10 protein-coding genes and 1 tRNA gene are annotated in these 12,401 nt (G+C 42.8%); 2 read left to right on the top strand and 9 right to left on the bottom strand.

What is annotated here, in order from left to right; translation table 11 throughout:
• Positions 1-43: 43 nt before the first annotated feature.
• The 7 genes from R8G66_05590 to R8G66_05560 all read right to left on the bottom strand — a co-directional run bounded on the left by R8G66_05590 (position 44) and on the right by R8G66_05560 (position 8,422).
• Positions 44-880 carry a sulfotransferase gene (locus tag R8G66_05590; GenBank protein ID MDW3191811.1) on the bottom strand — a complete coding sequence of 279 codons (837 nt, stop codon included), beginning with the start codon at positions 878-880 and terminating at the stop codon, positions 44-46.
• A 315-nt stretch (positions 881-1,195) separates the two neighbouring features.
• Complete coding sequence (locus R8G66_05585; GenBank protein ID MDW3191810.1) at positions 1,196-2,284, bottom strand: histidinol-phosphate transaminase; 1,089 nt, start codon at positions 2,282-2,284, stop codon at positions 1,196-1,198.
• 95 nt (positions 2,285-2,379) lie between these two features.
• On the bottom strand, positions 2,380-4,599 hold the full coding sequence (locus tag R8G66_05580) for a M1 family metallopeptidase (protein MDW3191809.1): 2,220 nt from the start codon (positions 4,597-4,599) through the stop codon (positions 2,380-2,382).
• Positions 4,600-4,779: 180 nt separating this feature from the next.
• A tRNA-Thr gene (locus R8G66_05575) sits at positions 4,780-4,852 on the bottom strand.
• Positions 4,853-4,956: 104 nt separating this feature from the next.
• Positions 4,957-7,191, bottom strand: coding sequence for a DUF349 domain-containing protein (locus R8G66_05570; protein MDW3191808.1), 2,235 nt, complete (start codon positions 7,189-7,191; stop codon positions 4,957-4,959).
• 66 nt (positions 7,192-7,257) lie between these two features.
• Complete coding sequence (locus R8G66_05565) at positions 7,258-7,836, bottom strand: YqgE/AlgH family protein (GenBank protein MDW3191807.1); 579 nt, start codon at positions 7,834-7,836, stop codon at positions 7,258-7,260.
• Position 7,837: 1 nt separating this feature from the next.
• Positions 7,838-8,422, bottom strand: a complete 585-nt coding sequence (locus R8G66_05560) for a tRNA-(ms[2]io[6]A)-hydroxylase (GenBank protein MDW3191806.1) — start codon at positions 8,420-8,422, stop codon at positions 7,838-7,840.
• A 55-nt stretch (positions 8,423-8,477) separates the two neighbouring features.
• Here R8G66_05560 and pdxH point away from each other — a divergent pair, with 55 nt between their 5' ends.
• Together pdxH and R8G66_05550 are read left to right on the top strand one after the other, a co-directional pair.
• Entirely contained in the window at positions 8,478-9,116 is a 639-nt protein-coding gene (pdxH, locus tag R8G66_05555) for a pyridoxamine 5'-phosphate oxidase (protein MDW3191805.1), read from the top strand.
• A complete protein-coding gene (locus tag R8G66_05550; protein ID MDW3191804.1) occupies positions 9,113-10,336 on the top strand; it encodes a hypothetical protein in 1,224 nt (407 codons plus the stop codon). The genes pdxH and R8G66_05550 overlap by 4 nt, the downstream gene beginning before the upstream one ends.
• Positions 10,337-10,624: 288 nt before the next feature.
• On the opposite strand, the gene bshB1 is transcribed toward R8G66_05550, so the two are convergent.
• A complete protein-coding gene (gene bshB1, locus R8G66_05545; protein MDW3191803.1) occupies positions 10,625-11,344 on the bottom strand; it encodes a bacillithiol biosynthesis deacetylase BshB1 in 720 nt (239 codons plus the stop codon).
• A gap of 91 nt (positions 11,345-11,435) precedes the next feature.
• On the bottom strand, positions 11,436-12,392 hold the full coding sequence (gene trxB / locus R8G66_05540) for a thioredoxin-disulfide reductase (protein ID MDW3191802.1): 957 nt from the start codon (positions 12,390-12,392) through the stop codon (positions 11,436-11,438).
• Positions 12,393-12,401 lie beyond the last annotated feature (9 nt).

Here is a 12,401-nt window from a genome sequence, read left to right as displayed (position 1 = left end):
CGTGTGTATTTATGTCTGGTGGTTTTCTTTAATCCTTAAATAATCAGCGCACTGCTGTCAACATATTTGATTTCGGCGCTATGACACTTGCCGCTGTTCCGGCTTTGTCCGTCCAGAAGGCCATTTCACTATACTTCTGAAAAAGATCAGGAGGTAAGATGGTCCTTCTTCTTTTATATTCTACTTTTCTTTTAACTGTGTGCAACCCTTTCACTCCTAAAGTGTAATCAAATTCATCATGACTGAAATCTACATTGTCAAAGTCATGATTAAATTTCGGCTCACCGATAAACTCATACAATAAGGACATGGTCTTCTCGGGATGCATGGCAAGGAGATCGTAATCAATCAGCAAAAGCTTATCTGAATAATCACCGTAGTAAGCTTCTTTCAAGGCCATCCAGGCTGCTCCGACAACTCCACCATTGATCATGGACTCGCAACGGGAATATACCGTACCCCTGTTTTGGGCGGCAAACATACGGCTATAATTAAAGGGGTTTTTGCGATAAATCTGCTCAAAGCTGTCCATCACCCAGGCTGGGTTCCTGACCAAACAAATGACTTTGAAATCATCAAATAGTTCGACTAACTGATGGAGGCGTGCTGCCCACATGCGATTGGTATCGAAAATCACATCCTTTGCCGGGCTTTCATCATAGTAAGCACGGAAGATGGCATTGCACATCGTCTTACGTTTATCCTCATCAAAAAAGCTGTAAAATTCACTACCAGCCCCTATTTGTTCAAGAATACCATTGACCAAAGAGCCAACAGGACTGCTCATATTTGCACTATATCCTGGGTTTTGACGAAGAATACCTGATAGCAAAGTAGATCCGGAGCGGGGTAAACCAGATATGAAATGAAACTTCGTCATTGAATACAGTCAGGTTGGGTAAGCAGCAATAAAAAACCGGTTGAAGGTACATTGAAAATTACTGCATTCCTAGGATCAGGAGGCAGATTAATGGGACGGTGGTCTAATAGCAGTGTCAAGGTTGAGAGTTTAAGCTTAATCTTCAGCAACGAATTTGCGAAATTCTTTTGGTATTAGAAAGCGTTTGCTGATTTTTTATTCAGAAAAATTATATTTTTTAACGATATAATGCAATTATTCTCCTTTGAATACTTCAATAAGTAATCAAATGAATACAATTAAAAGCATTAAAAGTTGGGTATTATAAGCTCAGAATTAGTCTCTAACCTTCATATAAGCCTGAATAAAGGCTTCGTTGGCTTCTCGATCGCCAATTGTTACCCTGACGCCCCTTGGATCGGACATTCCTTCGGCAGGTCTTACCATAACTTTTTCATCTGCCATTTTTCCTACAAAATCCGTTGAGCTCATTTCAGGTTTGATCAAAATAAAATTGGCCTGCGTCTTCCAAAATTGACATCCTAGTCGAGCTAACTCTTCGTACAAATATTCTCTTCCTTCGTGAACTACTTTCACCGTCTGGTTGATGAAAGCTTCATCTTTTAATGCGGCCATTGCTGCTTTCATGCTCAAAGTATTCACCATGAATGGCCTTCTCAGATTTCTCAGATATCCTGATATCTCCGGCGTACTGTAAGAATAACCCACTCTTAAACCTGCCAGTCCATAGGCTTTGGAAAAGCTATTGATCGCCACCACGTTTTTCCCATCCATTATATAAGGAGTAGCTCGAACATAGTCTTCAGCATCTGCGAATTGATAATAGACCTCATCAAATAGCAGCACAACATGATCAGGAAGCTTGTTGATCAATCCATCAATTTTGGATTTCGGAATGTGAGTTCCTGTAGGGTTATTGGGACTAGTGATCAAAATGAGACGGGTCTTTTCATTGATCGCCTCCAGAATACCATCCACATCCAATTCAAAGTGTTCCCCCACCAAAGGCACATCCACAGCTTCCGCTCCCATTTTCTCGCCAAAACCTCGATACGCGATAAATGCCGGACTTGAATAGATAAATTGTGTTCCTGGCTCCAGAAAGCCGCGCATCACCATCTCGATGTTCGCTACTCCACTATTTGTGGTGATGAATTGTTCTGCCCTGACTTTGCCATTATAAAAACTTTCCAGTGCCTCATGAAATTCCTGATTAGTAGCTTCAGGATATTCGAATGCCGTATGCGCATGTTTAGTTAACGCTTCAATGGCCAGCGGACTGGCCCCTATCGGGTTCTCATTGGAGGATAATTTGTAGATCTTTTGCTTAGAATCCTCATCTCGGGCTTTTCCCCCTTTATAGGTTGCTTGATTAAGTAGGTAAGGTTTAAAATGCAGGGGCATGATTATTATTTGTTAAGGCAACTATTAAATACCAAAACTACATAATCATAATAAAACACCATCAAAGAAGTTGTATTGAACAAACCGAAGAATGGTTATTCATCCTTTGACTTCTTGAATTTGTCAAACTTTGAATTGCCAGGCTCTCGTGGAAACACGTTATCTTCTGCTTCAGCATCACCTGTCATCAAGGACGGATCCAGCACAATCTTTTGTACCTGCTTTTTGAAAGCAAAGACTTTGGTTACCTCTTCTTCATTGTAGCGCCAGATCTCAGCAGGTACTTTTTTGATCTCTGTCGATCCATCCGCAAAATGAAATTCCAGTAAAACAGGCGTAACCAATCCTCCTTTGTTCTGAAGTTTTACCTGATAGAAATTCTTATCGGATAATTTCTTGAATATCGATTTGTCATCGGTTCTACTTCTGAACTCACCGCCATAGGGTGTATTCCTGACGAAAAACTCTTCAGGTTCACTGCCAAAATCATAAGTCTTTTCATTGCTCTCTCCGAGGTTGCCGGTTGCTACTGTAAGGTCTTTTTCTACCGATTTCTTATCATCCTTCAGTCGGTACCATTTCACTTCTTCGATACCCACATCCACAAAGTCCCTGGAATAGAACCAGCCATTCCAGAACCAGTCTAAGTCCACCGCTGAAGCATCTTCCATCGTTCGGAAGAAATCCGCAGGTTGTGGATGCTTAAAGGCCCACCGGACCGAATACTCCTTGAAAGCTGCATCGAACAGTTCAGGCCCCATGACTAACTCTCGCAATACTGTCAAAGCTGCTGAAGGCTTACCGTATGCATTATAACCCAATTGCATGACCTGCTCGGGATTGGTCATGATCGGCCGAATATATTTCTTATCCCCTTTCATGTAGTTCGACAATCCTTTCGGGGTTCCCCAGGTATCGTTCTCATATATCTCCGGATATAAAACCCTTTTCGTCTCTTTCTCCATGAAAGTATTAATCCCTTCATCCATCCACGCCCATTGTCTTTCATCTGAATTCACAATCATTGGGAAAAAGTTGTGACCTACTTCGTGGATGATCACTTCGATCATACCAGCCTTTTTCCTGGGTGAGTAAGTTCCATCATCGTTCGGTCGACCATAATTGAAGCAGATCATCGGATATTCCATACCAATACTGGCTGTATGTACCGAAATCGCCACTGGATAAGGGTAATCGAAGGTTCGTTCTGAATAAAACTCCAGGGTGTTCTTAACGGCCTTTGTGGATTCTTCTTCCCAAAGTGGATTACCTTCTTTCGGATAGAATGACATAGCCAGAGGTGTTTTACCATCAAGCTGCACTGCCTGAGCATCCCAGATGAATTTCCTGGAAGAAGCGAAAGCAAAATCTCTTACATCATCGGCTTTATAACGCCAAGTCTTTTGTTTGGAGGTTCCACTTTTTTCATTTTGACGCGCTTCTTCTTCAGTAACAATGAAGACAGGTTGATCAAAAGTGGTCTTTGCCCTGGTGAAACGCTCCAACTGTTCTTTAGACAATACTTCACTTTCATTTTGCAGGACACCACTGGCGGCCACAATATGATCAGCAGGAACAGTGATTTCTACTTCATAGTCCCCAAAAGGCAAGGCAAACTCACCATCTCCGAGAAACTGTTTGTTTTGCCATCCATTGACATCATCGTATACCGCCATTCTTGGGAAAAATTGAGCAATGGTGTACAGGTTGTTATCATCTTTCGGGAAGTACTCATAACCACTTCTTCCTCCATCGATCTGTCGATCATTGATGATATAAGACCAATCTATTTGTATTGCTACACTTTCACCAGTCTTCAAACCTGATTCCAATACCACTTTCATCATCGTGTAATTGATGATGTACTCCATATCCTTGCCCTGGGCATTTTTCACAAAATCTATCTGGTAGCCCCAATCAAAATCCAGTCCACCAAGGTAACCTTGAGTATACTTTGCCGGAATGGAGTCATAGATTCGGTTGGCTTTAGTCTGATCCGCCAAATTGTCATTTTGACGTACGTTTTGATCCAGCTGTAACCATAGATAAGTCAAGGTATGAGGGGAGTTGTTGGTGTAGGTGATGGTCTCACTTCCCTTGATCTTCTGCGCCTTTTCATCCAAAGACACTTTGATCTTATAATCAGCCTGTTGTTGCCAATATCCCTCACCCGGTGCCCCAGAACCCGAACGGTAGGTATTAGGAGCCGGCAGCATCGGATCGATCTGCTCAAATTTTCCTTTCCATTGATAGTCTTCCTGAGAGAATGCTGATAACGAAAGCACCAACAAAGTGAAGTATAGCGTGAATTTCATACTGCAATTATTTGTCTGACAGCTAAATGTTCTCACTAATGAGATTTAAAGTCTTTCAGATATTTCAGCGAAAGTAATGGATCGATCGGAAAGTTGTTATGCAAAATATATTATTGGTAGTTGATTGTTTTTGCATCTTGCTGAAAACAAAAAAACCCAATATCTCTATCGGGTTTTATGAGCCTCCTATCGGGATCGAACCAATGACCTACTGATTACAAGTCAGTTGCTCTACCAGCTGAGCTAAGGAGGCTTTCCTTACTTTGAAAGGGCTTTTTTGTTTCCCTGTTTTTCAAAGCGAGTGCAAATATAGAAACTCGTTTGAGTTTACCAAATGCTAAAATGAATTTTTATTCATTAAGAATTACGAACCATTCGAAGTTCCTTCTTCAACTCATCCAACTCCTCCGAGGCTTTCACAATTTTAGTCTCAAAATCCTGCTTCAACTGATCCGCAGCCTTGGATGAAGCAAAAAACTCCAGGTTATTTTTCCAGGTGCTGATATCACTTTCCAGGTTCTCAATTTTCCTCTTCAGTGAATTCTCCTTACGGAAGATCTTACGATCAGCATGAGGTCCACCTTTGATCTTGCCAACTTCGATGTTGATCTTCAGGTCCTGACGATCATCTTCTTCCAGAGAATCAATGCTCATCAGCTTTTTGGTCACTTCTGTAAATCGGTTCTGAACCTTCTTCATGCTGTGGCGGGGAACAAACCCTGCTTCATGGAATTGATCCAACAATCCATATACTACATCGAGATCAACCTTACCTTCCCCGGCAATGGCATCAATCGAATCACAAACCTGAAGCTTCACCTTGAGGTTGGCTTCCTGTTCCTGGTTTTGCTCCTGGTTTTGAGCTCGGCGCTGATCAAAGAAATGATCACAAGCGGCTTTGAATTCCTCATAAATACTCGTACGGTATTTCTCAGGAACTGGCCCCACTTCTTTCCAACGTGCCTGTAATCGCTTGTATTTATCGGTAGTCGCTACCCAATCTGTATTGCCCTGTAGTGCCTTGGCCTCTTCTACCAAACCTTGTTTGATCTTCAAATTATCTCCACGCTGGGCTTCAAACTTTTTAAAGAACGCACTCTTGTTAGCAAAGAACCCTTTGAATCCTGCCCAGAAGCGCTTGTTGACTTCCTTGGCTTTTTCACGTGGAATACCTCCTACAGCTTCCCACTTTTTCTGCAACTCCTGGATCTCCTTAGTTTTCTTATTCCAGGCACTGATTCGATCCGAATCAAATTTAATGAACTGCTCAACCTCTTCAACCAGTTGCATTTTCTTTTCAAGATTCTCTACGAAAGCTTTCTTGAGATCGTCCACATATCCCTTACGCTTCACGTAGATCTTATCAGAGGCAGTCTTGAATCTTTGCCAAACCTCCTCTTGTTGCTCACGTGGAATAGGCCCCACATGCTTAAATTCCTCATGCAATTCATTCAACTGAATGACTGCATCTTTCACGCTCTCAACCGCATCCAGCGCTTCTGCTTTGGCGCAAATGTCCAGCTTTAACTGTAGGTTCTTTTTTCGATCAAGGTCTTTTAATTCAAAGTAGATACTGCGAGCATCGTAGAACCTGTCCAGCAAAGCGTTATAATTTGCCCAAAGGGTCTTATTGTGCTGGCCTGGAACCGGACCTACCGTTTTCCACTCATTCTGCAGTTCTCGAACGGCCTTAATACTAATGTCCGTTTCTTCTCCGTCGATCAGCTCCCGGATTTTTTCGAGGATCTCTTCTTTGTGCTTTAGATTATCCTCTTTTCTTTTCTCAAACTCCGCGTGATGCTTATTACGTTTCTCCCTAAGAAGATCATAATAATCCTGAAACTTTCTGGATTCGTCATCTCCTCTGAATTCAAAATCATCGCGTTCGTTACCTTCCGCTACAAAAGCATCCAATGCGGTCTGTCGCTCTTCAATGAATACTTTGTCGAACCTCGCTTTGAGCGGCTTCAGGTATTTATCTAAGCGGCGGATCTGATCATGGTTATTGAGATCAATCGCAAACGCCAATAATTCAGCTTTGGTCTTAGCTGAAAAGTCAATTTCTTCAAGTTCTTCTTCCTCTACTGCTTCTTCGTCGGTTTGGGCCGTAGCTGGATTCTCGGCTGTAACCTCTTCTGCCACAACAGGATCGGTAGCTTCAGTTTGTTCCGAAACTTCTTCCGACTTTACTTCTTCAGTGGAAGTTTCAACTTCAGCTTGTCCCTCTTCCTGAGTTGAATCGGATGTCGTACCCTCTGGCACTGGTTCAACCGCTTCTTCCGCCCCTGAACTTTCAGCGGGAACATCTTCCGGTTGATCAATTTCTTGTGTTTCCGTTGATGAAGACTCCACATTTTCCTGCGGAGTTACCTCTTCAGCGACTAGTGACTGCTCTTCCACCACCGATTCCTGTACATCTCCTTCAGATGCTACAGAGGAATCATCAGACGTAGTGGGCTCCTCCTGAGGAACTTCTTCCGTTGAAGTTTCGGTGTTGTTTGTAATCTCTTCTTGTTTTTCAGCTTCTTGCTGAACGTTTTCCAAATTCTTAGGATTCTCCTCAGAATTCGGCATACCATCTTGCAATTCCATATCTCAAATCTTAATTCAAACCTGCGCAGTTCAAAATTAACATAATTAGCTCCGATCCAAAGCTTATTAATTCAATCGTGGGTCAACCGGGTAGCTTGCGATCATTTTAAACTTCCCTCCCATTCGTTTTAATACCGTACGCCACATGTCTTCGGGAGCCGTATCAAAAACAATCGACTGACCAACTCCCTTACAAACAATCCATGACTTTTGTTCTAATTCCTCCATCAGCTGTCCAGGAGACCATCCGGAATAGCCCAGAAAAAACCGGACATCTTTAGCATGAATCTGTCTGGTGTTGATTTTGAGCAGTAAATCATCGAAATCACCGGCCCAATAAACCCCTGGCAATATTTCTTTTTCTTTGTCTGCCATTTCAGATGCCCGATGAATAAAGTGTAAACTATCTTTTTGTACGGGGCCTCCTACAAAAACATTTGCATCAAACCCCTCGGCCTCCTCTACTAATTCTGAAAGGGTCAATTGGGATTGCTTATTCAACACGTATCCAAATGTTCCATTCTCATCGTGTTCACATATTAAGACAACTGTTCTCTCGAAATTCGGATCAGGTAAATACGGCTCGGAAATGAGCAAATCACCTTTAGTTGGCTCAATAATTTTGTCAGCGGAAAAGAAATCCATATTAATGCAACGCTGGTTTTAACGGTAAGTTTTGAATGACGCCTCCTTCGTATTCTGTCATTTCCTGCAACCTCGCATAAACTGGGGCTTCTTCAAAATAATTTAAAGTCATTTTCACAAAAATCTCACCATGCCTCGCTTCGGAAGCCCAAAGACGATGATAAAAGTCTTTCAACGGACCTGGGTCCAATGCTTCGTAAACCAACCGGAAACGCTCCGCGCCTCGTGTCTCCACCAGTGATGCCAACAACAAACGATCCATGAACCGTTCTTCACGACCTGAACGACAAAATGTGAGTAAGTCCTTGATATAAAAATCCTGTCCCATTTCTGGTGGCAACTGAATTCCACGCTCTTGCATGATCTGGTACACATCCTTGAAATGTTCCAGTTCTTCAATCCCTGTATCAATCAATTCAGGAATAATCTCCAGTCTATCGGGGTATTTTGCCACAAAACTCATGGCCATAGCGGATGCTTTCCTTTCACAATTAGCATGATCGACAAGAAAGGCATCAAAATCATTCATCACTGTATCTACCCACTCCTGACTACTTGGAACAGAAAGGTCAATTCTATACTGCATTCATATATCTTTGAACTTCAAACTTAAATGATTTCCCGTCCATATTGATTGTGAAATGAAGATAGATGTCGCCGCATTGAGAGAGGAATATTCAGGAGCTGATTTAGATATTGATTCTGCGGAACAATCGCCCTTTGCTCAATTCAAAAAATGGTTTGAAGAAGCGGTTTCAGGTGAGTTGTTGGAGCCCAATGCCATGGTGCTTTCCACTCAAGGGGATAGATTCCCGGATCAGCGTACCGTGCTTATGAAAGCCTATGATGAAAAAGGAATTGTTTTCTATACCAATTACAAAAGCAATAAAGCGCAACAAATAGACAAAAAACCTAAGGTGAGTATCCTGTTTCCCTGGTACGGGTTACACAGACAGGTCAAGGTCCTGGGTAAGGCCACCAAAGTATCTACCACTGAATCTCTGGCCTATTTCACTTCCAGGCCTTTTGGAAGTCAATTGGGAGCATGGGTCTCCCATCAAAGTGAGGTGATCTCTTCAAGAAGTATTCTGGAAATGAAGCTGGCTGAAATGAAAGAGAAATTCAAAAGTGGAAAAGTCCCATTGCCTGATTTCTGGGGTGGCTATCGTGTGGAACCTGAAGCCTTCGAGTTTTGGCAAGGTCGACCCAATCGACTCCATGACCGGTTGCTGTATGAAAAGACAGGTGGAGACTGGACCATCAAGCGACTATCTCCATGATCATGGATCAATGGAAGTACTTCGAAAGGTATGCTTACGGGCCTCCCATTTTTCCTGAGATTACCCCTCCTACGGATACTGAGCTTATTGTAGTTCTCCCGAGTTACAAGGAGCCACAATTACTACAAGCTGTTAGGTCGCTCACAGCTTGTAAGGCACCAGGTTTTAAAGTTTGGGTACTGATAGTAGTCAATGAGCCCGAACAGGCCGAAGAAGCAGCTACAGATCTCAATCAACAAGCGATACGGCAACTGGACCAACTAGAAATTCCAGATTTTATGGAATTAGTGGTGTATCATGCAGTACTACCACGAAAAAAAGCCGGAGTCGGCCTGGCCAGGAAACTGGGAATGGATGAAGCCGCGAGGTGGTTCAATGAAATGGGGAAGGATGGCATCATCACCTGTTACGATGCTGATTGCTTATGTGATCCGAGGTTTTTCCAAGTAATCGAGGAAACTTTTCGTCAGCAACAGCTTGGTGCAGGAGTGATTTTCTATGAACATCCCCTATCCAATAACGAGATCATTCAATATGAACTGTTCTTAAGGTATCACATCGATGCACTGCGCTTCGCGGAATTCCCATATGCCTATCAAACCTTAGGGTCGTGCATATCTGTTCGATCCTCTGTCTATCAAAAACATGGTGGCATGAACACTCGAAAGGCAGGAGAAGACTTCTACTTTCTTCACAAAATCATTCCACATTGCAAATTTGGAGAGATCAACAATACAATGATCTATCCCTCTGCTCGAGAATCAGATCGAGTTCCTTTCGGGACAGGAATAGCACTCGCGAAGATTTCACAGCTGGAACAATATGAAGTGTATGCCCCGGAAAGTTTTGTAGACTTGAAAGCGCTTTTTTCACAGGTCGAACAATTACACGAACATCAGGAGGTAAACTTACCTGAGACTATTGTCGCTTTTCATGAGGAACATGGATTTGAAGTTGCGTTAAAGGAAATGCACAGAAATGCATCTAATAGGGAAACTTTTAAGAAGCGGTTCTTCTCCTGGTGGGATGCTTTCAGAGCACTGAAATATGTTCATTTTACCAGAGATCATCATTATCCAAATATTCCTCTGGAAGAGGCCATTCAGTGGTTAGATGTTCAATATTGGAAATTGGGGCTTGAAGGGACGATGGAGGATAAGTTGGTTGAGATAAGGGATTGGGATCAGGGCTTCGATAAACTCAGCCTGACACCCAAATAGGTTCAACCTGACACTTGAATCTGTTCTTTGAAGTGGATTGAAACCATTTGAATTAGAGGATCACCTTATCGTCATAAAAGAATTCCCGTCATTCCGGCGATCACTGAACAATTGCCATCGGCAATAGAAGACCATTGATCTGCCGTAATCTCAATTTAATTTAGAAGATACTCTTTTGATTGAGATTCCGGTATTCCTTCACTACGTTACAGAAACCGGAATAACGATCAAGTTGATATTTAAATTTTTTGAAAGGATGATAGCTTATCGGCCATTTAAAATGCCTCCCTAAGCCAAATCAAAGAGGTTCTTTACTCCGATGAACTGATTTTGTTTGAAGCCTTCGCCGTACTGCACCTGAATTCGGTGACCGTACTCTATAGCGCGTGCTTCGATCATTTTCATGAACTGGGGATTGGAGATGTAAGTCTCCGGTTCCTTACTATTCGGATCAAAAAACTGTGACTTGTAAGCACGAATGGCTTCCAGCTTTTGATTGTGGCTATCGGATATGTCAACAATAAAGTCTGGTTCCAGGGACACGCTCTGGATCATATGATAAAGCTTCTTGGGCCTCCAGGGCTCTTGCTGCTCACCGTCTAACACCGTTTCAATCATCCTTAGGCCGGATTTAAAGAATGAATCCTCTACTAATCGAGAACCACGTCCATGGTCAGGATGTCGGTCATAAGGGGCATTCGTGATCACGATTTCTGGTTGATACTTTCTAATGACTTTGATCACTTCTAGTTGCGTTTCATTGTCATTTATGAAATGAGAATCCCTCAACCCCAGATTTTCTCGTGCCGTAAGGCCCATGGCTTTTGCGGCATCATCCGCTTCTTGCAGGCGTTGTTCGGGCGTTCCTCTGGTTCCCATTTCTCCACGGGTAAGATCCACAATTCCGGCCTTGTATCCACGCTTGATATGTGAGATCAACGTTCCGGCACAGGCTAATTCCACATCATCAGGGTGAGCGGCAATCGCTAACAAATCTAGTTTTTGCATGATCAAAATTTGGCAATAAAAAAGCTGTGAAAACGTCAATAAGACATTTCCACAGCTTGTTTTATGATAACTCTAAAAAGAGATGAATAGTTTACGCAAGTTCAGTTTCCTGAAGTTCGAGTTCTTTTTCAGCGAGGAATTTCTCGGCATCCAACGCACCCATACAGCCACTGCCCGCAGCAGTTACTGCTTGTCGGTAGATCTTATCTTGTGCATCTCCAGTCGCGAAAACCCCAGGAACATTGGTCTTTGAAGAATCTGGCTCTGTAATGATGTAACCACTTTCATCCATCTTTAACCAATCCTTAAAGATATCCGTATTTGGCTGATGACCGATCGCTACAAAGAATCCGGTGGCATCCAGATCTCTCTTCTCTCCCGTTTGGTTGTTAACCACTCGAACACCAGTCAATTCTTCATCTCCCATCAACTCATCAGTCTCAGTATTCCAAAGAATTTCGATGTTCGGTGCGCTTTTCACACGCTGTTGCATGATCTTTGATGCTCGCATCTCATCTCTTCTGACCAACATATAAACTTTGTTAGCCAACTTAGATAAGTAGGTTGCTTCCTCAGCTGCTGTATCACCAGCACCAACAATCACTACATCTTGTCCTTTATAGAAAAAGCCATCGCATACCGCACATGCAGATACACCACGACCATTCAATTTTTCCTCTTTATCGATTCCCAGCCACTTGGCAGAAGCACCGGTAGAAATAATCACAGATTCTGCTTCGATCTCGTTCTTCTCGTCGACAGTGGCCTTCAGTGGCCAGGAAGAGAAATCAACAGAAGTGACCATCCCATATCGAATGTCTGTTCCGAACCTTTCTGCCTGCTTTTGGAAATCTACCATCATTTGAGGTCCCATCACTCCTTCCGGGTATCCCGGATAGTTTTCTACATCTGTAGTGATGGTCAATTGCCCACCAGGCTGACCTCCCTGATAAAGTACAGGTTTCAACCCAGCCCGCGCTGCATAGATAGCTGCCGTAAAACCGGCTGGACCGGACCCGATGATTAATACTTGAACTTTCTCACTCATAACCTTCAA

The organism is Cytophagales bacterium (assembly GCA_033344775.1).
Lineage (GTDB): Bacteria > Bacteroidota > Bacteroidia > Cytophagales > Cyclobacteriaceae > JAWPMT01.
The sequence above is the reverse complement of the archived record's forward strand: the minus strand, read 5'-3'. Positions and strand labels throughout refer to the sequence as shown.